Origin of the sequence: Paraburkholderia sp. LEh10, from assembly GCF_017814945.1 — a bacterium.
Classification (GTDB): Bacteria; Pseudomonadota; Gammaproteobacteria; order Burkholderiales; family Burkholderiaceae; genus Paraburkholderia.
In genome coordinates this window covers 47004-71099 of the sequence record NZ_JAGIPX010000011.1, presented here as the reverse complement: position 1 = coordinate 71099, position 24096 = coordinate 47004, and the positions used below count along the sequence as shown (strand labels likewise).

Annotated in this window: 18 protein-coding genes; 12 read left to right on the top strand and 6 right to left on the bottom strand. The window is 56.3% G+C overall.

The genetic code is table 11. The annotated features are described in order from the left end of the window. Positions 1–302: 302 nt before the first annotated feature. The gene (locus J8I87_RS11825; protein WP_209931637.1) at positions 303–779 is read right to left on the bottom strand and encodes a RidA family protein; all 477 of its coding nucleotides are present in this window, start codon (positions 777–779) and stop codon (positions 303–305) included. 692 nt (positions 780–1471) lie between these two features. Next, positions 1472–3709 carry a P-loop NTPase fold protein gene (locus J8I87_RS11820; RefSeq protein WP_209931636.1) on the bottom strand — a complete coding sequence of 746 codons (2238 nt, stop codon included), beginning with the start codon at positions 3707–3709 and terminating at the stop codon, positions 1472–1474. 554 nt (positions 3710–4263) lie between these two features. Between J8I87_RS11820 and J8I87_RS11815 the strand changes: the two genes are divergently transcribed. From J8I87_RS11815 to J8I87_RS45965, 3 genes are all read left to right on the top strand, one after another. After that, positions 4264–4602, top strand: coding sequence for a helix-turn-helix domain-containing protein (locus tag J8I87_RS11815; protein WP_209931635.1), 339 nt, complete (start codon positions 4264–4266; stop codon positions 4600–4602). A gap of 862 nt (positions 4603–5464) precedes the next feature. Next, positions 5465–6250, top strand: a complete 786-nt coding sequence (locus J8I87_RS11810) for a hypothetical protein (protein WP_209931634.1) — start codon at positions 5465–5467, stop codon at positions 6248–6250. Between the two features lie 53 nt (positions 6251–6303). Beyond that, the gene (locus J8I87_RS45965; RefSeq protein WP_313064398.1) at positions 6304–7611 is read left to right on the top strand and encodes a restriction endonuclease; all 1308 of its coding nucleotides are present in this window, start codon (positions 6304–6306) and stop codon (positions 7609–7611) included. A 293-nt stretch (positions 7612–7904) separates the two neighbouring features. On the opposite strand, the gene J8I87_RS11800 is transcribed toward J8I87_RS45965, so the two are convergent. Further along, entirely contained in the window at positions 7905–8396 is a 492-nt protein-coding gene (locus J8I87_RS11800) for a hypothetical protein (RefSeq protein WP_209931633.1), read from the bottom strand. Between the two features lie 447 nt (positions 8397–8843). Between J8I87_RS11800 and J8I87_RS11795 the strand changes: the two genes are divergently transcribed. Beyond that, positions 8844–9029 carry a hypothetical protein gene (locus J8I87_RS11795; protein ID WP_209931632.1) on the top strand — a complete coding sequence of 62 codons (186 nt, stop codon included), beginning with the start codon at positions 8844–8846 and terminating at the stop codon, positions 9027–9029. Between the two features lie 81 nt (positions 9030–9110). On the opposite strand, the gene J8I87_RS11790 is transcribed toward J8I87_RS11795, so the two are convergent. Beyond that, positions 9111–9443, bottom strand: coding sequence for an H-NS family nucleoid-associated regulatory protein (locus tag J8I87_RS11790; RefSeq protein ID WP_209931631.1), 333 nt, complete (start codon positions 9441–9443; stop codon positions 9111–9113). A gap of 177 nt (positions 9444–9620) precedes the next feature. On the opposite strand from J8I87_RS11790, the gene J8I87_RS11785 reads away from it, so the two are divergent. Beyond that, on the top strand, positions 9621–10427 hold the full coding sequence (locus J8I87_RS11785; RefSeq protein ID WP_209931630.1) for an H-NS family nucleoid-associated regulatory protein: 807 nt from the start codon (positions 9621–9623) through the stop codon (positions 10425–10427). 128 nt (positions 10428–10555) lie between these two features. On the opposite strand, the gene J8I87_RS11780 is transcribed toward J8I87_RS11785, so the two are convergent. Continuing rightward, positions 10556–11149, bottom strand: a complete 594-nt coding sequence (locus J8I87_RS11780) for a hypothetical protein (RefSeq protein ID WP_209931629.1) — start codon at positions 11147–11149, stop codon at positions 10556–10558. Between the two features lie 281 nt (positions 11150–11430). Between J8I87_RS11780 and istA the strand changes: the two genes are divergently transcribed. Beyond that, positions 11431–12954 carry an IS21 family transposase gene (gene istA / locus J8I87_RS11775; protein ID WP_201662938.1) on the top strand — a complete coding sequence of 508 codons (1524 nt, stop codon included), beginning with the start codon at positions 11431–11433 and terminating at the stop codon, positions 12952–12954. Between the two features lie 6 nt (positions 12955–12960). Beyond that, positions 12961–13740: an IS21-like element helper ATPase IstB gene (gene istB / locus J8I87_RS11770; protein WP_209931628.1), complete on the top strand. Its 780-nt coding sequence runs from the start codon at positions 12961–12963 to the stop codon at positions 13738–13740. A 1754-nt stretch (positions 13741–15494) separates the two neighbouring features. On the opposite strand, the gene J8I87_RS11765 is transcribed toward istB, so the two are convergent. Continuing rightward, positions 15495–16043 (bottom strand): hypothetical protein, encoded by a 549-nt coding sequence (locus J8I87_RS11765; RefSeq protein ID WP_209931627.1) that lies wholly within the window; start codon positions 16041–16043, stop codon positions 15495–15497. Between the two features lie 683 nt (positions 16044–16726). On the opposite strand from J8I87_RS11765, the gene J8I87_RS11760 reads away from it, so the two are divergent. From J8I87_RS11760 to J8I87_RS11740, 5 genes are all read left to right on the top strand, one after another. Beyond that, positions 16727–17617: a hypothetical protein gene (locus tag J8I87_RS11760; protein ID WP_209931626.1), complete on the top strand. Its 891-nt coding sequence runs from the start codon at positions 16727–16729 to the stop codon at positions 17615–17617. A 181-nt stretch (positions 17618–17798) separates the two neighbouring features. Next, complete coding sequence (locus J8I87_RS11755) at positions 17799–19523, top strand: ATP-dependent nuclease (RefSeq protein WP_209931625.1); 1725 nt, start codon at positions 17799–17801, stop codon at positions 19521–19523. Continuing rightward, positions 19516–20910, top strand: coding sequence for a UvrD-helicase domain-containing protein (locus J8I87_RS11750; protein WP_209931624.1), 1395 nt, complete (start codon positions 19516–19518; stop codon positions 20908–20910). Before J8I87_RS11755 ends, J8I87_RS11750 begins: the two co-directional genes overlap by 8 nt. Before the next feature lie 87 nt (positions 20911–20997). Continuing rightward, on the top strand, positions 20998–23157 hold the full coding sequence (locus J8I87_RS11745; RefSeq protein ID WP_409518747.1) for an AAA family ATPase: 2160 nt from the start codon (positions 20998–21000) through the stop codon (positions 23155–23157). Further along, entirely contained in the window at positions 23150–24091 is a 942-nt protein-coding gene (locus tag J8I87_RS11740) for a hypothetical protein (protein ID WP_209931622.1), read from the top strand. The genes J8I87_RS11745 and J8I87_RS11740 overlap by 8 nt, the downstream gene beginning before the upstream one ends. Positions 24092–24096 lie beyond the last annotated feature (5 nt).

Here is a 24096-nt window from a genome sequence, read left to right as displayed (position 1 = left end):
TAGGTGTTTCTCGAGCTGTTTAGCGCGGCGTTGCTGCCGGATTGAGTGTCTGTCACACGTCACATCACGCGCTACATGACGATTTTTCCGGGGCGTCGGATAACCGGTACTGATAACCCGGCTATCAGGGGCGGTCAATGGACGCGAAATACGTGATCAGTGGGTTGCGGGAACCCCGCGAACGATGAGAAAGCGGGACCTCCAAAGCGCGAGCTGGGTGATGTTAAGCCGATCTGCGTGGATCCAGTCGAACCGATGCGTGCGTCGCACCGCGCCTACCGGGGGAGGTTTCGTGTCTGACACTAACTCGGTTTCAATCTAAATATGAAGTCGATCTCAACTGAAGCTCCCTTGGGCAACTGAGCGACGCCGACGGAGGTTCGAGTGTGTACGCCGACATCACCGAGTACGGCATAGAGCACGTCTGATGCGCCATCGGCGACTTCGCTCTGTTTTATGAAGTCGGGTGAGCTTCGCACGAAGACGGTGATGCGCGGTACGGCCGAGATCAGTTCGAGCGATCCACATTGCTTGAGAACTAGCGCCAATGCGCGTAGCGCTGCAATCGCTGCCGCGCGGCGGGCGTCTTCGATAGAAATGTCGTCGCCGACCACGCCAGCGAAGCGGACAACATCTCCAACTCGTGGTATTTGCCCCGAGATGTAAGCGACATTTTCGTCGACCACTACGGGTCGGTAGTTTCCGCCGACCTTGATTTCTTCGGTCAGGTCGAACTCAAATTCGTTCGCGATCTGCTGCAACAAGCCGTCTCTGGTCATAACATAGTCAACGGATGAAATTTGAGGGATTCGGCTCTCAGTCGTCAAAGTGTATCGCGATGGGGGTGCAGGCTACGGGCAATATTGCTAAATGGGGCACCTCCCAAAGAACCGCCCCTTGCGCGGACGGGGCGACCGGTGGCGTGCTGGGGATATTGGACTACCACGGGGCAGGGTTGAGAGAGTCCAACACGGTGGCGAAGAGAGAGCCGTGATCCGCACGTCTATCGGAGCTGATTGCTTCTAATCAGCGGAAGGGGCCAAGGCGAATTGCCGCCTTGGGGCCTCTGGCTATTCCTTTCTATGCTTGATCAAGCATATGTTCTACCCCAAAAGAAACATATCCTCCGTTAAGGATATGTTCAGGCAAGGGGGCATGCTGGCGCGTGAATTTTCTTTGCGCTCCTTGTGCATGGTCTTGCTCGCGCTGCGCGGCCGCTGACCAGGAAGGGTGGTGTAGCGTGCGATCGAGGGACTCATTGGCCTCGTAATCGGTCCAGCGTTTTGCGTATGGCTCGCAGTCGAGCCGCGATATTCACCTTCGCGGCTTGGCGGTGAGGCAGTGCGCTTCGAATCGAGGCCTGAGCTTGTGCGACAGCTTTGGCGACTGAGCAACAACTATGTGCAAGTTCTCCCGCAGAGCGCTGTCGGTTACCCTTGCCCGTGTCGAAACTGAGGGCTCGTGGAGAGGTTCAAAGTCCGAGTCGCGCGGATGGGTCGTTCGGATTCCGGCCGTCGCGGATCAGTTGCATCCCGTGCTCGAATACGTCTAACGCCTCGCTCTCGTCAGTGGTTAAGGTACGGCGACTACCGATCTGACGAATCCGCGCGCAGAACTCTTCGAGAGTTAAGGGGGGCGGGAGGTAGTCCGCGAAAATGATAGGGTTCATCGACGCAACGCGTCGGGTTGTCCGATCGCCATGCGTGTGTTCGGTGCCGACCTGGACAGCATCGACGAGCAGTCTCAATATGGCGTTATCGTCATTCAGTATGCGCGCGAACCACTCTTGCACCTCTGCTTCGCTCCCCCATGTTCGCCAGAGGCGCAGCAAGAAGTGAATATCCGGTAGCCATTCAAGCGCGTGGGTCCGTGCTGCCTGTCGCAAGCGACCAACGACGGTCAATTTCAGGATCTCGACAGTTTGCGGGGCGAACGCCTGGAAAACAGAATCGCGCTCCTGGGCGTCGGGTTCGTGCATGCGCGCAATGCTCCATGCGATCTGCGCGCCGAGAACAATTGCGTCGCAGGTACGTACTTGCTCTTCGATAAACAATTCCCCCTCACCTTCAGGGAGCAGCTTTGTGAGATGCTGCACAAGCCAGTAAGCCTGAATCTCGGGGCGGATGCTGAAGAAATGGAGGTTAACATTTCGCGCATCGCCCAAGAACTCGTCGCCGATGCGAAAGAATGCCTTGAGGCAGGCCTTGGCGAACGCCACTGGTAGGTCGTCTCGGGCAATCAGCGCCGCGATGAGTTCGTTCGCCTTGCCAGTACCAGTTGGCCGTCGCTCATAATTCGCGGCGATCCACGCTTCGGCCAGTGCATCTACGTCCGCCCCAAGCGCGATGAATTCTCGGATGTCCCGCTCGCTAAGTTCGTGCGGCGGAACGGAAAACGTGAAATACCGGTCGAATTTATCCGGATGGCAAATTCGCGCCTCGACGCCCCATCTGCACATGGAGTCGGTGTTGTAATACATGTTGCCCCATACCGCCTGCATCCTTGGAAAGAGACGGCGAAGTAGCGCCTTGATGGTCGCACGGTAACGCTCGTCGAGCGTGTTCAACCAGCGTTCATAAAAGTCGTGTGTCGAGGCGCGGTCGCCGCCGCGTTCTGGCACAAGCCCCGTGAACTTGTCCTTGTTGTCCCGGACAAATTGATACGCGTCTGGGACGAATACGCGCAGGCATTCGAGGGCAATGAAGTCCACGGGATTGACTTCGCCCCTGAGACCGGGGAACGTAACCATGAGTGCGTTGACGGCTCGAACCACGTCTCGTGGAGTTTCGATCAGTGGCGAAATGCCGTCGTGAAGAACGTTCGCCCAGTGTTTGGGGTCGACGCCGATCTCGTTTTCTCCAAACTCACCAAAGAGGCGTTCGAGGTCGGCGACAAACTTGTCCAAAACCAGTCCGCGTGAAACCGCAGGTAAGGCGAATTGAGCCTGGACTATCTTCTCCAGATAGGCGTGGCCATCATTGATACCAAGCGCGACCTGCAATGATTCAGATACCAGTCGTCGGTCGAACGCCAGGATGTAGATGACGTTTGGAAAGTCGGCAATCGCCTTGATTACTTTGAAGACTTCGCGCATGTCCTCGGGCGTTAGCCTGTCGATATCGTCGACGAACACCACGAAACGCTGGTCGCTCTTCTCAATGGCATCGGAGATCTCTGCCTTCAATGCCTGTACATCTTTCCGCTGCCGCCTGAACAATCTGAGGACGGACGCGCTGGCCTCCTTCAACAGCGGAATCGGGAAGCCTGCACCAGCTGATATGCTTGATGAGACGGCCGTTCCAATGGCGTCCGCGTAGTCCGCGAGGGCATTGGCAGCAACCATTAGAAGCCGGTTCTCGGAGGGAAACCGGGTGCGAAATTGCGATAGGAACTGTGCTGCGAGATGCTCCCTGTCGGAAAACCACCACGGGTTGAAATCGACGAGTACAGGCGGTCGCGCGTTTGTCTTATCCGCCGGGTCCGAGTCAGTCGATGAAAGGTAGTGCCGGATGAAATTCAGCAGGCTGGTCTTTCCAGCGCCCCATGGACCATCAATGGCCATCACCAAACCCTTGGGGCTTGGCGTCTTGCGTGCCGCGACTGCGATGGCGTTGGCAAATGGGGCGTAGCCGAACGCGTCAAACGCGGGGTGCGTCTGGGGTAGGTCGCTACCGAGCTGCGCGTCGGGAGACGGCTCAAGCTGTTCCACGTTTCGGCTCTTTGTAGGTTATGGTTTCAGGCGTGTTCCGGTAGCAAATGGATTCAATCTCGTGCAAGCAAACTGAGTCAGGTAGGTAAGTTACGCGTCGGGCGGCAACGTCATGATGTATCTGTGCCGGACGACACGCTAATCGTTGCGTCTGCACTTATGAACGCGGCAATTCCGTGTATCGCTGACCAAGATAGGACTGTTGGCGGCGTAGCGGTCCCGGGCTTGGCGACGTCCATCACCGGAAGAGCGATCGCCGCATTGGAATCGCTTCTCGAGCGTACCAGCATGCAGACCCGTAGCTGAATCCATCGAGGCGGGTATCCTCGCCGTTTGCGTTCGTAACGCCGGCACCGCCGCCTTTAGCGAGCCGTTGACCGAAGAGACCCGCGGTCTCTTGTCGGTCTAGACCCTACGCGCAGTCAGGAACCTCGTTCCAGAAAGCATGGCGCTTGGATGTACATCCCTCGCTGATATCCGCGCTGACCGCACGTAATTGCCGATATTACGAACTTCGTAGAGAAGCGGCAAGTCAAATCTGCGATTTTCGTAGGATGATCAAAAAAGAACCAGCGACCGTCTTCGGGCGCCGCCTTCGAGCAGCGCGGCTGCGGGCAGACATTCCCCAAGACAAGCTTGGAGTCAAGATCGGTCTGGATGAAGGGACCGCGAGTGTTCGGGTGAGCCGGTATGAGACCGGGGTACACGAGCCGCCGTTTGGCATAGCTCTGAAACTAGCTGCAGCCCTTCGAATACCTGCTGCGTACTTCTATTGCGAGGATGACGACCTCGCCGATGTTGTGCTCGCGTGGGGGCGTCTTACGAAATCTGAGCGAAAACGGGTCAAGCCCCTCATTACTACAGAACTCGAGAAGGCGAAGGGGGCCGGGTAGGCGTCATCGGAGAACGTCGCCTCGAACTTCTTTGCTCCGCCGACGCCAACCAACAAGGTAGACGATCGAGCGGCAGTCCAAGGTTCTCGCGTTGCAAAAATACCGCGGTTCAGTTCACGAACAATCGCATGATGACGGCGCCCCTGCGAACTTGCCACCATAAATCGCAAGTGAACGCGTGGGCCGCGCCGACCCAAACTATTACGGCAGGCCGCGCCGGACACCCTGCGCTGGACCTCGCCGAGGTGATGGCGCAGTCGGCCGCGCATCGCTCACTAAAGTTTTTGCTTCGGCGGTCGTTGATGGGTGTGAGCATGACTTGGGATCTGGAGAAGGGAGAGCGGGCATTGGAAGCGATAGGTGGCCTCTTGGCTGGCGTCATGGGCGGGATGGGAGTCGTGATGTTGAACAGCTTTGTTTGGCGAGGACTATCGGCGGTTTCGCGACGGTGCAGCGTTGGCTAGCGCTCTCGCCGGTAAGCTTGACGCGCACGCGAAGTCCATACTTAAAAGGCGCGCGTTGAACTTGTGCGCGACAGCGAAACGTCATTGGACGTTCGCGCGCGTGCGAGTGGCTTTCGTCATTTGGGGGGCGCCTACTCGGGGATGATGTGACGGACTGCCCCATCGCGAGATCGACACGAATGAAGGTAAGGCGGGGCCTGTCGGCGATTCCGCCGGGTGTATGCTTTGCGAGAACGAGAGATTGACTCCCGTTGTACGGATTGTCCATTGTCTTTCGTAAAGATCGAACGAGATGGTTTAGATTGAAACCGAATAAGGATGCGTGTCACTTAGTCAACCAGCCTTTCGACATGGCTCAAGACGTGCCGCAGCCAAAAGAATCAAGGAAAGGGGGGTGAATGACAATCAAGGCGATTGAGACCAAATACAGGGGTTATCGGTTCCGCAGCCGCATAGAGGCTCGATGGGCGGTCTTTTTCGATGCGGCCGGCATCAAATGGGACTATGAGCCGGAAGGCTACGTTGTTAACGATTCACCTTATTTACCAGATTTCTTTCTGCCCGAACTCGGGTGTTACTTCGAGGTGAAAGGACATTTGGATTACGACATAGAGTTCTTCCGATCGTTTGCAGTGGAAATCGGGCGGTCTGTAGTCGTCGCTGAAGGACCAATCCCAGATCCTGAGGATTGGAGTTGTGGTGACCATATCGGTCTCCAGGTCCTGCACCCGCATTTTGATGGACAGGAAGGTGATGATGATGACGATTTTGCGTGGGGATACAAGGACATGTTCCTTCGCTGTGATGCGTGTGGTCGAATCGAAATCATGAACGAAGTTTACAGCACCATGAAAGACAATTGCAGCTGCGGAGAAAAACACGGTCGATTGATGCCGCTGTCCGATGCGCTCGCCGCCGCCCGGTCCGCAAGATTCGAGCATGGAGAATCGCCGCGTGGCGGATTGTGGAGCGATATCGCCAATCAGAAACTTGAGGCGTCGGCGCGAGGGATCTTGATTGCAGCTCAGCGAGCGGTGTGCGCCGAATCCGGTTTTCCGTTTTTCTTACCTGCTGATGGGGTCTGCTATGCATGCAAAGCAGACTTGGTTGAAAAACTCGGATTGATTTTGACTAAAGAGCCGATTACGGGATGTCCATCATGCGCTAGAAGCTATTGTGATTAGTACGGAAGCGATACTGTAACCGCGCAGGTGCCGCGTATGACCGGCGGAGTGAGGTGAAAGCATCGAGCCGTAGGCGGGCGGAAGATCACCGCGTGCTGCGTGTAGGTGATGTTGTCCAATGGATGCAAAGTGTAGAAAAATCAGCACGGGGAATAACGATGATTTATCAGTGCGGTTCGTGCAGTAAGACGTCGTTTGAAATCAACTGTCCGTGGTGTACATCTGCTCCTACACAGGAAAATAGTCAGCGAGCGCCAATGCAAGGACAGGTACCTCTTGACCCTTCGTTTTACCCAGAGTTTCAGTATCAAACCAAAGGGTTTTTTAAGGATTTACTTGGCAAGAAGAAAGAGCAAGCCCAGCTCAATGACCTGCTTCGCAGTGTGTTGCAAAAGTATTCGGAACTGAGAAAACCGTACTTTGCCAACTTCTTTCATACCTTGCGGCATGAGAGCTCTGGATCGAACGACGCCTCCTCACCGGGGCCGCGGCTGAACGGTTCCTACTCGAATCGGGAATTGTTCCGAGAAGTATTGATCCGCAAAGGTTTCACTGAACTGGAAGAACTCCCCCATTTGCTCGACAAGCTTCTGTTCACGACTGGTTTCAACGCAGCGTACTTGGGGTTCTCCAACGAAATTTCCCGGCATGTTGAAGGTTCTCTACGTGACGTTTTGCGGTCATGGATTGGAGAGGCAGGTACCAGCTTCCGAGACGATCTCTGTCTGTTCTTCTATTTTTTATGGAGCAACGGAATACGGCACCCAGAGCTACAGTATGCTGAGCAGGCCGCGTCGACATATGGTACTCCGCTGATACCGTGGGACACCATTCAGGCCTGGCTGCGGACCTGTGAACAGATTCACTTCGATATTCTGGTGGAGCGCCTCGCAACCAAGCTGGAACACTTTGATCCGAACCGGTTCGTCACTATGTACCACGTCGATGCAATGAATGGATACGACTTCGAGAAATTCTTGGCAGAGATCTTCCAGACAGCCGGCTACGACGTCGAGGGAACGAAACTAAGTGGAGATCAAGGCGCCGACCTTTTCGTTAGCAGGTTTGGGAAAAAAATAGTCATTCAAGCGAAAAATTATTCCGGGAGCGTTGGCAACGCCGCTGTCCAGGAAGCTATATCTGCCAAGAGCTTCTATGGCTGCGATGAGGCGATGGTCGTCACGAACTCGTATTTCACGCGGTCGGCGATAGAGCTCGCCGCCGCAGCCGCGGTTCGCCTGATCGGTCGTCGTGACCTGCAGATCTATCTTGATGACTATAACCAACGAATAATCGAACAATTCCGCGCGGAGGACAGCAATATTCCGGAGGCGAGCGCCGTTGCTTTTACAACCGTATGAAAATACAACTGACAACGTGGGGCACGAGGAAATACCTTTTGTGCCAAGTGCCTCGGTGTTAGGAGCACTGTACTTACTCGTGCTATGGGAGTTCGGTTTTAGATTTCTCCCGGATTCCCAAGCTTAGCTCGGGCGGAACGCAGTAGACAGCCCGTTGGAGGCGTGCAATGCCCAGGGGGATATCCCTCGAGGCTAGAGACTACTTTTCTACTCAAGATGTGCCGTTGGAACTTGGCTGGTTGGACGTGACGAATTGCTACTACTCTCTCCGCGGCCCAATGCTCGCGCCAAAGTCAGGCAGTTGGGGCGTTACTTGCTCCATCTGCGGGTGAGTTGACAGGTTGGGGGCAAAGCGCTGCAACGCGCTTGAGGCAATCCTTGAAACGGGTAGGGTTGTTCTCACGTAGGCGCTTCAGGTCTGCGATCACGACTTCAAATCGCGTGTTTTCCGTGTTGTGCTTTATGAAGTCGACGTTTGCCTTGAGTTCGAGGAACGCGTCAAACGCGTCGTCGTGTTCGGTACCTGAGTTTTTAATCAGAACCGCGAGCGCGTCTGATATTCGCCCCAGTTGCTTGCCATAACTTTCGTGTTTCACGATCGCTCGCTCAGCCGCAGGATTGTTGGAGTTTTGCTCGTTAACGACAAGCGCGGCGAAGGTCCAGGGCAGGATTGATTGCTGCAAATGCTTGGGAGCGTTGTAGAACGCCTCCGCGCAATGGTTTTGCCATGCGATATACGAAGACCACGGCCAGTCGATACCGCGATTGGACGAATTGGATGACATGTTACCCTCCCACCTTCGGCGATTCGAGCCAATGAGCTACGGCGTCATTGGCTTCGGTCGCCGCTTGGATGACAAATCCGGAAACACGAAGAGTTGAACAGAAAGGCACACATCGTCAGTGCGTTTGCGCACCTTTCAATGCAAGCAAAATAGACGACCGTTGGATTCTGCTTGCGACTCAAGAAGTACGAACGAAGGTATGGAATGTTGCAGGCAAAGAAACATTCGAACGCTTATCCCCGAACGCCTCCGAAGACATTCTCCCCGGAGAAGTCCCCAGCCCTAAGGCCGATGAGCGAGCAACGGAAGAATGGAAGCAGCAGCTTGAGACGGTCATTGGCCGGCACGACACGCTCGATTTCATGTTGAATCATGTTGACGCATTGTGGGCTGAGACGCGCAAACGAAAACAACTTCACCGTGAAAGGTCTATGTTGGCTTGCGCTCATGAAGCAGGAACTTATTGTTGCTCCAGTCCTGTTTCTTTTACGTACCAGTTGGGATCCTGATGCTGGCTCCTGCAGTATTCTCCATGCAGAGCGCACCACCGCCGCCATAGTTGCAACCCAGGGCTTTTTTGAGGTGCTGGCAACAATCCCGCGCGGGGCGAATGAGTCGCCGAACAATAGGTAAGCTTCGCAGAGCCGCGTGGGGCCGCCGTCACACTGCGGCGGTCCTGCGGCGACACCAGATTGGGTAAGCCGCGTTTCCTCGCTAGCGGTGCGACGGCTGGACGGCCGCGAGCCGGCTGCCTGCAAAAGGATCTTGACTCCAATCTATCGTCGCAGGCGCCTCTATGATCGAGGGAGCCATTCGCTTGACAGCGAAGTGCTCCGTCGATTGCCCCGCGCTGATGGCCTGCTTGAGCCACTGAGGCATCTCTCCCTCACCCGACCAGATTTCTCCCGTCGCGCTACGGTATCGAGCATCTTTCTCTTTAATCTTATCTTCCGCGATCGCGGCTGCGAGATCGTCAAGCTCTATGCCGACCTCGGACATTCTGCGCCGCAGGTAGGCGATCATGCTGTCGCGTTTTCTCTCATCCATGAGTTTTCCGAGTTTTACAGTTTGCGTGGGTCTGGCAAGTTCGTGAGCCACCGCAAATGCCGTGCCTTGAGAATATCATTTTGAGTTCGATCTGGCTGGAAAGGTTTGTAGTCGTATAGCTCAGTCGAACCGTTATGTGTCATAGTGCGGCCATTGCTAACTACGGGGAGAACATAGATGGCAACACTCGAGAAGATTCAGGCTCAGATTGTGAAGCTTCGGGCGCAAGCTGAAGTGTTGGCTGTTAAGCAATCGTCGGGCGTTCTGGCGAAGATTCGAGACATTATGGAAAAGCACGGTTTGACGACGGCTGACATCGAAGCGCACATCGGCGGTTCGAAGAAGCGTGGTCGCAAGCCAGGCGTTAAGGTCGCCGTCAAAAAATCTGTGTCGGCTGCAAAGTACCGCGACCCGAAAAGCGGCGCTACCTGGACCGGCCACGGGCGTGCGCCCGCTTGGATCGCCAACGCAAAGGACCGTAGTAAATTTCTGACAGACGGCGCATCTGAAGCCCCGGCGACAGCCGCGAACAAAGCCGCCAAGGCCGGGAATTATGTTCGTGGCCCGCAGGCACCGAAGTATCGCGATCCGGCGAGCGGGGCAACGTGGAGCGGACGTGGCCCAGCCCCGGCGTGGCTTGCCGCAGCCAAAGACCGCACGGCATTTCTGATTGAGGGCGGCGCGGGCGAGGGCGGTGCGAAGCCGAAGGCGGCCACAAAAGCACCTGCCAAGAAAGCTGCAGCTAAGAAAATAGGTGCGAAGAAGGCGGCTGCCAAAAAGGGCGCGGCCAAGAATGTTGCCGCGAAGAAGGTCGCCGCGAAAAAGACCGTCGCATCGGCCAAGAAGGCGCCTGCGAAGAAAGTCGCGAGAAAGAAAGTGACGGCGAAGAAGGCTGCCGTGAAAAAATCGGTCGCGACGCCTGAGGCACCGGCGCAAGCGTCCGCGTCGACAAACGCTGCCGCGGCTGAATCGACTGCCGCATGATTGCTCTTGCAATGGCGAGCGATCGCCAGCCTGGCGAGCAGGGTGCCTTCATCCTGCGCGCAGCAAGCGAACCGTGTTCACCCCTCAGCCGGCACACAGCGCGGTCGCTACAGTCGTATTTGCACGCATCACGGGATGGACCTTTCCGTCCGCTCTTTCACCACCGACTCGCGATACCAGCGAGCTACGGTCGTTCCCATTCGCTCATAAGGCTTCCCGGCGCGGGCGTCTTCTACGCATCTGAGGGCCTCAAGCGCGGCCTCACCGCATCGTTTGCCGGCCATTTGGGCGAGCAGCAATCTGGTGGTCTGTCCTTTGCGACGATATTCATCACAAATCCAATCAGTTGCGGCGATCCGGTCTGGAGGGCGCTTATGCCTCGGCAGGGATCCGAGCATCTCCGCGTTAGCTTCATCGAAAGCGTTGATTTCCAGCACCTCTTCTATATCTCGCATGAGACTGTTAACACCGTGCACGGTTTGGCGTCCACTCGGCTTCCAGTCAGGGAACACGCGCGCTATTGCGTCGGCGACACACGTTAGACTGAGATCTCGCCAGAACCGTGGATGCGGTTCGTAGACCGCTTCTACTGCCATCACCAGGTTTCCCACATTCAACTGCGACTCGCTGAACTGACAATCCGTCAGGTAGGCGACGAGCGCATCGACCGTTTTGGAATGATCGCTGGCGACTGTCACCGTTTCTTTGCTGGTATCCATCATGAGAAGTTCCGCCATGTGTCACTGACCGGCATATTCGAGCCATTCCGGGATCGGCGTAATCGAGCCACCGGATGATCGCCGCAATCGAGCCAGTGCATGATCGGCGCAATCGGGCCACTCGATGATCGGCGTATTGGAGCCACCGCAGGATCGGCGTAATCGAGCCACGTAGCGGGCTCAGTGTTCTGTCGGGCGGCAGCCCGAAACGCATTTCGAATTTCCACAACCCGGTACCTTCAGGCTTTTTGCCCGGAGGGCCGATGAGTCGAAGGAGGTTCGAAGTGTTTGAGTATCGACAGGTTCTGGCGCGCATGCGTCAGGGCGATTCCGACCGTGACATTGCCAGCGCACGCCTGATGGGGCGTGGGAAGCTGAAGACCGTCAGGCAGGTCGCGCTCGCTCGGGGCTGGCTCGATCCCGGTCGGCCCTTGCCGGACGACGCCGAACTGGCAGCGATCTTCGGACGCAATCCGAAGCTGCCGCGTAGCTGCGTCTCCACGATTGAACCGTTTCGCGATCTGGTGCGCGGCTGGTATGACGCCGACGTGCAGGGCACGACGATCTTCAACGCGCTTCAGCGCAACCACGGCTATACGGGCAGCTATTCGGCAGTGCGGCGCTTCCTGCTGCACCTGAAGGCCGAGCGCGGCGCGAGAGCGACGACGATCCTGGAGTTCGCACCGGCCGAGGCCGCACAGGTCGACTTCGGCGCCGGTCCGGTGCTCACGCATGAGTCCGGGGTTCTGCTCAAGACATGGTTCTTCGTGATGACGCTGTGCTGGTCGCGTCATCAATACGCCGAGGTCGTGCTGGATCAGACGGTCGAGACGTGGCTGGCCTGTCACCGGCGCGCCTTCGAATGGTTCGGTGGCCGCGTCGAACGCGTGATCATCGACAACGCCAAGTGCGCGATCACAAAGGCGTGCATGTACGACCCCGAGGTACAGCGCTCGTACGCCGCGCTGGCCGAGGGGTACGGCTTCCGGATCGATGCATGCCCTCCACACGATCCTGCGAAGAAGGGCGTCGTTGAGGCCGGAGTCAAATACATCAAACGATCCTTCGTGCCGCTGCGCGAATTCCGCGATCTCGCCGACGCCAACCGTCAATTGCGCGACTGGGTGATGCAGCAGGCCGGCACGCGCGAGCACGGCACGACGCGCGAGCAGCCGCTTGCACGTTTCGCCATCGAGAAGCCACTGCTCGCCAGACTGCCCGATGTGCCGCCAGTGCTGGCCGTATGGTGCGAGGTCAAGGTCCATACCGACGGGCACGTCGTCTACAAGAAGGCACTGTATTCGGTGCCGTTCACGCTCGTTGGCAAGCAGCTGTGGCTGAAGGCGACCGACACGGTCGTGCAGGTGTTCCACCGCCATGAGCTCGTCGCGACCCATCCGCGCCTGCGCAAGCCCGGCGATCGCCACACGGTGCGTGACCACCAGCCGCCTGAAGCGCAAGCGTGGCTCGAGCACGATCCACAGTGGTGCCTGGCGCGGGCAAAGGATATCGGGCCAGCCTGCCACGCGCTCGTTCTCGCGATGTTCAACGACAAGGTGCTCGTCAACCTGCGCGGCGCGCAGGGCGTCTTGAGGCTTCGCGAGAAGGTCGGCGATCAACGGCTGGAGGCTGCGTGCGAGCGTGCGCTCGTGTTCGCCAGCCCCAAGTACCGCACTGTCAAGGCGATCCTCGACAAGGGGCTGGACAGCCAGCCCACCGCAGCACCAGCGCCGACGCCGGCGCCTGCCGACACCTATCTGAACGGCGGCCGCTTCGGCCGTGACCTCCATTCCCTTCTGATCCATTGAACGCCTATGCATCCCAGTCCAGAACTGAACACGATCCTCAAGCAGTTGCGCCTCTCGGGCATCCTCGACTCGCTCGAGCAACGCAACCGTCAAGCCATCGACGGGCAACTTGCCTACACGGAGTTCCTCGCCACGCTTCTGCACGACGAGGTCGCGCGGCGAGAGCAGAAGAAGCTCGGCGTGCGGCTCGCCCGCGCTGGCTTCTCCCTAGGCAAGACGCTCGAGAACTTCGACTTCGACCGCGTGCCCAAACTCAACCGCGCTCACATCTATGATCTCGCCGCCGGCCGCTATATCGACGAGAAGGTCTGCGTGCTGATGGTCGGCCAAACCGGCGTCGGCAAGTCGCAGGCCCTGGGCCACTGCGCCGCACGCCAGGGCCGCGATGTCCTGTTCATCACGCAAACCGAATTGCTCAAGAAGCTGCATGCAGCACGGGCGACTGAGCTCTATGAACGCAAGTTGCAGCAGTTCGTGCGCGTTCCGGTGCTGATCGTCGATGACTTTGCACTCAAACCCCTGCGTGCGCCCCACGACGAAGACTTCCACGACCTGATCGCCGCCAGGTATGAGCGCGCGGCAACTATCCTGACGTCGAATCTCGACTTCAGCGAATGGGGCGACGCATTCCCCGACAACCGCATCCTCGGTGCTGCCACGCTCGATCGGCTACGGCACGGCGCCTACCGTGTCGTCATTGAGGGTGAGAGCTTCCGCAAGCCGAAACCGATGCCCGAAAACGGCGAAAACGTGGTTGCAAAATCAGGCAAAAAAACGCATTCTTGAGTCCCTTCGAAATCGCGTTTCGGGGCCATTCCAGGTGGCCTCATTACGCCGATCATCCCCGGCTCGATTACGCCGATCCGTGACACCATGTAAGTTACGGATCCGGAGCGAGCGATCGACGTGGTGGGCTTCGGTTGACGGCGGTCGGCATTCCTGCTCCAAGTCAGCGGTATAGCCGTCCAGAGGCAGCATGACGGTGCGAGATCCGTGACATTTCAATTTCGCTCGAACATGGAAACGATATCGGCAGCCCAAGCAGTGAGATTTCAGCTAGGGACCATATCGTTGGCAGACGAAGCCTGAGACGACTGGGAACCCTCAGGCCGCCGTGATGGCTTTTCTGAACCCCCGCGATTTAGCGATGCGCTGAGGTGAAGTATCCCGGACCTGCTGTGGCGGTCCGGCTGCAACTGGCGATGTCTTGGGAATGCCTGCAATTTTCCGCAGGCTGAGTCCGCCGTTCCTCTCTGAAGTGGGGCCGATTTCGATGATATACATCGTCTGTCACATGTCGACTGCGCACACTGCCACCGACGTTAGGGCCGCCTCTTCCGAATGAAGAGCTTCCGTGGTGACCGCTAGCGCGGGCGGGTTAGGACCCGTGGCGCCCTCGGGAGATCCGACCACGGGGACGGTTCCCGAGATAACGGACGCGTTGGTGAAGCTAGATGCGCGAGACCTGAAAATAGTCTGGCGGAACTATTGCAGTTAGCGATAGTGGAAGGAACCTCGGCACGAGTGCCTGGGGGCCTTCGGCTATTCCTTTCTATCCTCGATCGAGGATATCTACGCTATACCCTAAGGGAGAATATGTTTGATAAAGCATATGCGCAATCTTTGGAGGCGATATGCGCGCGCGGAAGCTGGTTGCTGCCCAGGGGGACACGTGCCTGCGGAACCGCATCGGGGAGCGTATTCACACGGTACATGCTCAATCTTCTGGGGCGCGGGGATCTGATCTTTTTGCTGACCAGGGAAGGCGTATGTGGCAGGGCACCTTTCAGGGCCGCGAACGCGGTGGCTTTTTCGTCCTCCGGGTAAGGGAGGTACGTTGCCCGTACGCGCAGAGAGAGCCAGCCTTTGGAGCGGATGTGGGCTGCATCGAGCGCGAACGTGAAGGTCTGGGTTTGGTCTGGCTGAGATTGGGCGGCTACACGAAGGCGGTTTTGTCGGGGCATCAAGCGGGCGCGGGTCACTAGCGAAGAACTGCTGGCAGGCACTTGCTTTGCCGGGCCAGAATTGCAAGACTGCTCCGACAACCGCCTTCGACTGCGAGTCGTCAATCAGCCAAGGACGGGGGCTACTGGGATGGTGCTTAGTCAATAATCGACGTACCCGGGCCCGAGCGGCGTCGAATCAAACCTCGTACTTTTCGTGCGATTCGACTCCAGTGTTCGCAACAATGGTCGTGATCGGAAACCGAACCTTAGAGCACGACCGGCTCCCGCTAGCACTCACTCGATAGCGAGGTATAGACCGGCGCGCACGGATTCAGGGGCGTGTTGCGGCATTTTCTAGATGGTCTAATATATTTCCTGTTGCTAGGTGAAGCGTTGCTGGGTACTTTGCCATTATCCTCTCTAGCGAGTCGTGCTTTGACTTTATGTTTTTTATGATCCGACTGGGAGCGGATTTGGGGATTATCTTTGATATCTCTGCGATGACATTCCTTATGCGACTGTATTCTGACGATACCTCCCCAAATGTTTTCCCTAGAAATTCCTGACCATCTTTTCCGTCCACATATAGAACGTTTAGAAAGTTTTTAAAAAACTCGTCATGAGTTTGAAAGAGGCGATTAAAGTGCAAATATTTTGCTCGTTTGATATATTGGGATCGTGGTGGAAAGGGTTAATTAAAAATACTAACTCTATTGAAAATGGTTTCCCATCCAACTTAGGTAGCCATCGCCGTTTTTCGTAATTGTTGTCGTAATTACGCGCATCCCTGTAAAGTGAGCCAATAGATGCAGTCAGAGCGCTTAAGTCATAATTTTTAAGAGTCTCGCGACTTTTCTCCATATTTTCCTGATGTTTTCGTGTCTCTGAGTTGATTTCAGCGCATAAATTTGCAATTTTTATTAAGTCTGAATCGAATTTGTTTAATTCGATAATAAATATCGCCTCCGTTATCTTCGGATCATCTGATTTTCTCTTAATCAATGCCTCTAGGCTTTTGTTGTGTTTTGTTAAGAGTTGTATGAAATTATCGTGGGGTCGCTGACTTATAACAAACTCCAGTAAATTTCGTGGGCTATATTGGAATTTTGTTGTATCGACTTGATCAAGTTTGCTCGATAACATGAGCGCCTCCTTATAATATGAAAGCCTAACGCAGTACATCCCTCGAAATCTGCAAAACGAGGGGCTGTGGAACAATTTGAACGCGAATATTAGACCCGCGCGCTTATTTTGCCGTCCACGCAGTTGTTGGAGCAAGTCCGCGAGCGCACTCTCTGAAAGCCACTTTAGCCGTCGTATCGATCCGTCTTCGATGCAGAGGGAGCAACGCTCACGCGCTTGGCGCCGCAGGCATGGCTGACCGCCTGGGGCTTCGGGGGCAAGAGTCTCCCTTAGGTCGTGCATTGCCGATCGACGTGACTTTCTGGGCAAATCTTAGAAACTCGGAACTTACCGTCGCAAGGCGGACGCTCGGAACTCACCAGTTTCGACTCCTTAAGCGAATCGCGGAAAACGTGGTTGCGCGATGAACACTGAAATCCGGCCAGCCGAGGGGCGCGCGCTTGCATCAGGAAACCGCGTGTTGAGACTTTGCACGACCGTATCACAATCGCCGCGTCGCACCGTGATCCGAGGATGCAACAAAAAATTTTTCAGTGCCGGCCCTAAATTTTGACTTGCTTATGCCGATGTTGTCTTGCCGGGACCTGTCGTTGGGCGGTGTATCCCGAGGCAAATTGACGCTGATTAGTCAATGGCAGGGGTCCATTGCCAGAAGACCAACCGCAATACACAACTGAGGGCACATGGCAGTTTCGTTGAAGTCTGTAATGAGTTTTGGCGCGACCGCGCTAGTGGGCGTTCTTGTCGGATATCTCGGGCAGTTTGAGGCAGCCCTCGATGCCGACAAGGCTGAGAATCACACAAGAATGTTGGATATCCAGAAAGTACCGGAATTGACATGGGGATCACATTCGCCGGTTCCGAATGTGCGTTTCACTTACGAGAACACGCAGACGAACCAACGAATCGACACCATCGCCGGCACCGATGTCTACCTCTATAACTATTCGGATCGAGACGCACCCGAGGTGCAGATCCTCATCACGGCGACGAATGCCGACGGCACGTTGCCTGTGTACGTTGGGGCAAGGATGCTCGACGGGGGCGTCGAAGACTTCGAACTAGAGCAAACGATGAAACCGGTCGCCCACGGCCAAGCTCTCGCATTCTCATTCAAGGTGCCGTCGGTCAACAGACGTGAAGGCGGCGCGGGCAGACAGTTTGAACTCTACTTCGCGGGAAAAGCTGCTCCGCAACTTGCAGTGTCTGCAACTGCCCCCGGTTTCGATAGCCGCCCATGGGATCCCGCGCACTTCTCTGAAAGCCAGGTTGCAAAGCTTCCGTGGCTGCAGCGATACTCTTCTCGCGTGTCGTTTATGGCGCTAGTCATCGGCGCCTTGGCTGCCCTTGTGTTCCAAGCCGTGTTTCTGCGAAACCGTGAGAAAAGGCGAATGTTGGCGTTGACCGAAGTGGTGGACAAAAGTCTTCGTCAAAGCGCATCCACCAATAGTCTTGCGGATGATGAACGACGGGCATTGGCTTCGGATGTCGCCCTGAATTGTTGGCGATCGCTCTATGATTCGATGCTTCGCCTAGAGCAGTGGTTCTCCAGCAAGCCGGAACGGGTTTCGTAATCGAGACGTGTGAAGGCCGCCTGAAGTATCACGGCGGCGCTTCTCGCGGAGTCATTTTTCGGCGTGCCAATGTAGATCGATTGATTGATGGCGAGCATCGACTAAGGGCGTCTGGAGGTACTGTGGACGCTCACGGGATGAAGCATGGGCTATTGGCCTCTAACGCCCCGGAGGGATGGAAATGCAAATACGACAACTTAAGGTCACAAATTTTCGGGGCATCGCATCGTTAGACTGGTCCCCCGGGCTCTCGTTCTGTTGTCTGATTGGCCCCGGTGATTCCGGCAAGTCGACAGCCCTTGACGCGATAGAAGCAACGTTGTCTTCCCGGTGGTTCTCATTTACTGAGGCGGATTTCATCGGCGGTGACACCACGAAGACGATTGAAATCGAAGTCACGGTGGGCGAGCTGTCCAGAACCCTCAAGTCGGATGAGCGGTTCGGGCTTTATATCCGCGGCTGGTCCTCCGAGGGTGCGATCCGGGATGAGGCCGACAATGACGACGAGCCGGTCCTAACCGTTCGGCTCAGCGTAGATGCGACCTTAGAGCCAGTTTGGGAGGTTTGCTGCGATCGAATCGAAGACACACGGACACTTTCCAATCGCGATCGCGCTCTCTTCGGTCTTGTTCGTCTAGCGGGTGATGACGCTCGGCACCTGGCGTGGGGTCAAGGGTCTGTGCTATCTCGACTAACGGGCGACAACGAGGAGGCCTCGGCCAGATTGGCGCAAGCCTACAAGGCTGCTCGAGACAGCGCGGGTTTGCACGAGATCGAGGCTCTGATGGAGGCCGCGACGGCGGCTGAAGGGTTTGCCAAAGGCATGGGTGCCTATGTCGAAGGGGCGTACGCACCCGGGCTAGAACTTGGTCGCGGGGGTCTCTCCACTGGCTCCATCGCCCTGCACGACCTGGGAATTCCTTTGCGAATGGCCGGATTGGGAACCAGGCGCCTGGCGACCCTTGCGATCCAGAAGTCCGCCGTATCGGAAGGCGCCATCGTTCTCGTCGATGAAATCGAACATGGGCTCGAGCCTCATCGCATCATGGGTGCAATCTCCCAGCTTCGGCGGGACCAGACCGTCGCGTCCGAGGCGAATCGACCAGTTGGTCAGATCATCCTTACGACTCATTCTGAGGTCGCATTGGCCGAGGCAGGAGCAGGGTCGCTCTTCGTCTGTCGGACGTCACGCCCGGACCGCGCGACTATGCTGACCAAGCCCGCGGCGCCCGACCCCATCCATGCTCTGATGCGGTTCAACCCGCGCGCGCTGTTCGCGCGCCGCATCCTGGTCAGCGAGGGGATGACCGAAGTGGGTATGCTTAACGGTCTGCGGGAGTTCTGGCCACCACGTCATGAGGATTTGCCATGTGAACACAAGGGGGCGTCGGTTGCGGATGGCAACGGCGGGCAAACTGTGTCAATGGCATTGGGACTGGCACAATTGGGATATTCGGTCGCAGTTTTCCGCGACTCCGATGTGCCGTTGACGGAGGAGGCAGCGGCTTCGCTGGATGGAGCAGAGATTCCGGTGTTTGAGTACGGAGGTGGGTTGGACTCCGAGCACGCATTGTTTTCTGCGGCGACCGACCGGCAGGTTCAGCGTCTGCTTGAATACGCCCGCGAGGAACGTGGGGTAGGGAAGATCAACGACAACCTTTGCGCTGCGTTGGGCCTGAATCGCTTGGTAATAATGGACGATTTTGCGGTGTGGGAGCTGATTTCTGAGTTCAATGGACACGAGTTGCGCGAGAAGATCTCAGGAGTCTTCGGCGCGAAGAAGTGGTTCAAGGATCAACGCATCGGTCGCGGTCTCGCTCCTATTGCGTGGGACATTGCAATGACGCGCCCCGAATCCCCGATGGCACTAGCGCTGGCCGCTGCTGAGGCTTGGTTATATGCTTGAAGCCGAAGAGCTTTTGGGCTTCAGTAAAGGAGCCATCGTCGCGCCGGCAGGGCACGGAAAAACTGAGCAGATCGCCAAGGTAGCGGCGCTCGGACGACGTACGCTAATTCTTACTCATACCCACGCCGGGGTCCATGCCATCCGGTCGAGGCTCAGGCGTTTGAAAGTACCGCATGCGGCGGCAGTGGTTGATACAATCGCTGGCTGGTCAATGCGGTATGCCCATGCCTTCCCCGGAATTGCACAGCCTTGCGAAGGTATGCCGCAAGGGGCGCAGTGGGACGACCTATACAGAGGAACCATTCGAGCTCTTGTTATCGACGCGGTTCGTCAAGTGGTCGAAGCCTCCTACGACCGCATTCTGATCGACGAGTATCAAGATTGCAACGGCTTGCAGCATGAGCTTGCGACGACGTTATCCAACATCGTCCCGACTCTGGTCTTTGGCGATCCGATGCAAGGCATCTTCGAGTTCGCCGGTGCGACTCTCAACTGGGCGACGACCATCTTCCCGTGGTTTCCCCTGGTCGATGAGCTTGATGTTCCTCATCGTTGGGAGAATCGTAATCCGGAGCTTGGAGAGTGGATTGCGGAGGTTCGGGAGAGGCTGATGCGGGGTGAGGGAATTGACCTATCGGTCGGACCGGTCGCTTTCCACCGCGCCGATACGGCGTTCGATATGGGGCCGTTGTTCGATGGGTTCGACGGCGTTCAAGGCAGCGTCGCTGCTATTCATTGCAATAAGGGAATCTGTTACCGACTGGCTCGCGCAGCGGGCGGTGGCTACCAGGCTATTGAAGAGGTGGCTGCGAGGCGGTTGCAAGAGTTCTGCACAGCTTGGGATACTTGCGATTCACGTCAAAGCCGAGTCGATGTCATCACGAGTCTCGTAGACGATTGCGTCAATGTGAAGGCGCTAGAGGATGGCGAGGAGGACAATCTTGCCGATCTGACAACCAATGCGAGAATTAGGCTAGCAGTAGCCAATCTTTTTGGTCCCGGCGCAGCGGAGGCGGGGGCGACAGTCTTGTCGTTGATTCCTCGGCGTGCGCGCTACCAGCTCTACCGCAGAGAGCTTTGGCGCGATGTCGAGCGCGCCATGGCGGATGTTGCGGCTGGCCGCTGTGTATCGATGACAGAGGCTGCTGAGCGAGTAAGGCAGCGTGCGAGCCTCGCGGGACGTCGGCTTCCGCAGAGAACTGTGTCAACGCCATTGTTACTGAAGGGGCTTGAGTTCGATCACGTGGTGGTGCCCGACGCCTCGCATTTCGCCCGAGAGCAACGTGCGCAGGCGAAGCTCTTCTATGTTGCAATTTCCAGGGCTACGCATTCGTTGACCATTTCCGCACCGGACAATTGGGTGCGCTTTCAAAGGCCGGACCTTTAAGCCTATTACATCCTCGGAGGCCGCTGAGGGTTGCTTTGCTTCCTTTAAGAATAACGAATCGCTATCTGGTCAAAGAGATAGGACACAATGCGACAATTGAATCGTTCTCAAGCACGCACTCCGCAGTTTTTTTCTTCCGAAAGGGCGGAATTGTACAGGCAAAAAATTCGTGAATACCTGGAGCGGCCCGATTTTCACAGGCCTCCCGAGTTTGGGTTGGAGAATAATGACCGGGACGAAGTGCAAAGTGCACTGCGCGAGTGGACCTATGGTAAATGCGCTTACTGTGAAAGATACGCTGTAGTCGATAGCAACGTTTGGGGCATAGATCATTTCCGACCCTTACGGGCGGCAGACCGGGGAAGGGGAAGAATAGACCGCCTTCATTATTGCTGGCTAGCGGTGGAGTGGGAAAACCTTTACTACGCATGCCATACGTGCGTATCGATAAAGGGTAATCTATTTCCCATACTTAGAGGGCGTGGCGAATTAGGTGCGAGTTTGGAGTCGTTACGCCGGACTGAGAATCCAGCGCTGATTGATCCAGCCTACGATAGGGTAGAAAAGCATTTGACCGTAGCGCCGTCAGGAAGGATGTATGGTCTCACATGGCGAGGAGCTGAGACAATTTCACTTCTGAACCTGAATCGTCAAGAATTGCTTGACGGTCGCGAGGATGCGCTGGGTGCGTTTGTTTCGAAATGGAATGATGCCTTCGAACGAAGGGAGAGGTCAGGCTCGTCTCTGATGTTCGACCAAGTTAGAGACGTACTTGCGCCTGAGGCGAGCTTCTCGGGCGCGATAGCCCTTCTGTTACATGGGTTGCTGCCAAAAAGAGTTCGTAGGAAGGATTTGCATTCGATATCGGAATCGCATTTTCGAGAAATCCTCGACGCTATCGGGTCGATCAACCCGGACGAGGTTGACCGTGAGATTGAAGCGCGCAACCACGCGAGAGGTTCGCGATATTTTTTTGGGCAAACGCACCGGCGTGCACGGCCGATCCGTCGCATTAAAATCCGAAACTTCAAGGGAATTCGGGAGGCCAACGTTGACTTCCCGATGCCTGAAGGGAAAGACGCCCAATGGGTCGCGTTCGTTGGGGCAAACGGTGTCGGCAAAACTTCTCTGCTTCAGGCTTTGGCGCTTGGACTGGCTGGACCGGTTGTAGCATCGGAGATCATCGACGACGCGAAGACGATTCTCTTCGAGGATGCGTTAGATGGGGAGATAAGGCTCGAGTTCTGGCACTCCGATGAGGCGAACGTCCTGACATTCGAGAAAACTAGTCGTAGGTTTGGCGGATTCGCTTCAGCGCCGTCTCCTGTCCTTGCGTACGGGGCGTACCGCCTGCTAGCTCGGAAAGTCATGTTGCAAAAGCAACGTCGCAATGATTTCCGTCTGCTATCGCTTTTTGATGAACATACAAAGATTAATGGGCCGCACGGCTGGTTCACGAAGCTAAGGGGGCAAAGATTGCGTGATGCAGCAGACCTCGTGCAACAGTTGATGCTGGATCCGACTGCGATGGTGGACATCGTAGACTCGAAGATCGAAGTGCGAGTAAGTGGACGCGAGCAGCCGATCGATGCAATGAGCTCCGGGTTGCAGAATATATTCTCCCTTGCGACCGATATTTTGGAGGTCGTGTACTCTTGGGGGGACAGTGCTTTAGGAGGGCAAGCGACAGTCTTGATTGATGAACTGGACGCCCACCTGCATCCGGCCTGGAGGCTTCGTATCGTAGAGCGACTGCGACGGGCGTTCCCGATGATTCATTTCATCTACAGCACACACGACCCTTTGACCTTGCGAGGCGTCCGTGGACAAGATGTCAAGATCCTGAATGCGTCCCAAGAGGGGACCCTGTCAGCTCGGTCGGCGCCGGGAGACATCGACGGGCTATTCATCGATCAGCTTCTCACATCCGACTTGTTTGGGCTCAATACTACGTTGGACGAGAAACTGGATGGTGAGTTTGTCCGGTACTACGATCTGTTGGCGCGGGGTGATTCTCGTTTGAACGCTGGTGAGCGAGATGAGCTGCGAGGACTTGAAGAGTCTCTGCATGACGAAGGTCTGATGGGCGTGACCCAGCGCGAAAGAATCATGTATCGCGTGATAGACAAACAACTTGCCACCTTGCGAAATGTTGGAGATGGAGGGGAACTTTCGGAGGACGCGATCCAGATCATCGAAGAGCTCGTGCAACGTGATGAAGAGTACAAGGGGCTGCTAGGTGATTAAACGAGACCGGCCATTTGGCAGCGAACCCGGGGTTTTGCGAAGCGACAGCGCGACGAACGAACAAAAGCGAGCTTCTGATTACTACGCGACGAAACCCGCTGGTTTCCCGGCGTTCTCCGGCTTTAATGTTTATCGAAACTCGGAGGTGAAGCAGGCGCTTGACGCGATTTTTGAAAAGAAGTGCGCGTACTGCGAGTCGAGATTCGTGAATCAAGGGGTCCAGGTTGAGCATTTTCGGCCCAAGGGGGGAGTGCAGCTGACGCGAGCCCCTGCAGCTACAATTGGCTATTGGTGGCTCGCCTCGGAATGGACAAATCTACTCCCCGCATGTAGTGATTGCAACACGGAGACTGATCATTTTCTGCCCGACGGATCTGTGAGGAAACTCGGGAAGGGAAACTACTTCCCCTTGATGCCTGGTCAGGGATGTGCGCCCTCGAGGGGATACCTCCATACAGAAACGCCGTTACTCATCAATCCAACGCTCGATGATCCACATCGTTATCTCGAGTTTACTGTCGGGAGTTTTGGTGGGCGAACCCGGTCCTTTGTTCGTCCTGCCGAACTCGACCCTGTTGGTTTGATGAAGGCGGAGGCGACAATAGACGGCTTCGGCCTGAACCGCCGACGGTTGGTCGCAGCACGTACGGCCAGATTGACTTCACTGGAGCGGGAGCTATTTGCTTGGCGAAGGCTGGTAATGTCAGCGGACAAGATGGCGTCCGAAGCTGATAAGGAGGCGACCCTGATGGAGGCGAAGACGCTCCTCAACGATATCCTGAGCAATTTCGTCAAACGAAACAAGCCTTACTCTGCTGCTTGCTTCGCGTTCATCAAAGAGTGGCTGGCAGGCGATCGGCCGGGAACTATGCCTCGGCAGATCAACGACGACGTTGATGACGAAGACGAGGACGACAATGAAATCGTCATCTGACGCGC

Excerpts from the sequence above, each read along its gene's own strand:
- J8I87_RS11825 (WP_209931637.1), bottom strand. The coding sequence starts at position 779 with ATGACCAGAGACGGCTTGTTGCAGCAGATCGCGAACGAATTTGAGTTC.
- J8I87_RS11815 (WP_209931635.1), top strand. The coding sequence starts at position 4,264 with ATGATCAAAAAAGAACCAGCGACCGTCTTCGGGCGCCGCCTTCGAGCA.
- J8I87_RS11810 (WP_209931634.1), top strand. The coding sequence starts at position 5,465 with ATGACAATCAAGGCGATTGAGACCAAATACAGGGGTTATCGGTTCCGC.
- J8I87_RS11800 (WP_209931633.1), bottom strand. The coding sequence starts at position 8,396 with ATGTCATCCAATTCGTCCAATCGCGGTATCGACTGGCCGTGGTCTTCG.
- J8I87_RS11795 (WP_209931632.1), top strand. The coding sequence starts at position 8,844 with ATGAAGCAGGAACTTATTGTTGCTCCAGTCCTGTTTCTTTTACGTACC.
- J8I87_RS11790 (WP_209931631.1), bottom strand. The coding sequence starts at position 9,443 with ATGGATGAGAGAAAACGCGACAGCATGATCGCCTACCTGCGGCGCAGA.
- J8I87_RS11785 (WP_209931630.1), top strand. The coding sequence starts at position 9,621 with ATGGCAACACTCGAGAAGATTCAGGCTCAGATTGTGAAGCTTCGGGCG.
- J8I87_RS11780 (WP_209931629.1), bottom strand. The coding sequence starts at position 11,149 with ATGATGGATACCAGCAAAGAAACGGTGACAGTCGCCAGCGATCATTCC.
- istB (WP_209931628.1), top strand. The coding sequence starts at position 12,961 with ATGCATCCCAGTCCAGAACTGAACACGATCCTCAAGCAGTTGCGCCTC.
- J8I87_RS11765 (WP_209931627.1), bottom strand. The coding sequence starts at position 16,043 with ATGTTATCGAGCAAACTTGATCAAGTCGATACAACAAAATTCCAATAT.
- J8I87_RS11760 (WP_209931626.1), top strand. The coding sequence starts at position 16,727 with ATGGCAGTTTCGTTGAAGTCTGTAATGAGTTTTGGCGCGACCGCGCTA.
- J8I87_RS11755 (WP_209931625.1), top strand. The coding sequence starts at position 17,799 with ATGCAAATACGACAACTTAAGGTCACAAATTTTCGGGGCATCGCATCG.
- J8I87_RS11750 (WP_209931624.1), top strand. The coding sequence starts at position 19,516 with ATGCTTGAAGCCGAAGAGCTTTTGGGCTTCAGTAAAGGAGCCATCGTC.
- J8I87_RS11745 (WP_409518747.1), top strand. The coding sequence starts at position 20,998 with ATGCGACAATTGAATCGTTCTCAAGCACGCACTCCGCAGTTTTTTTCT.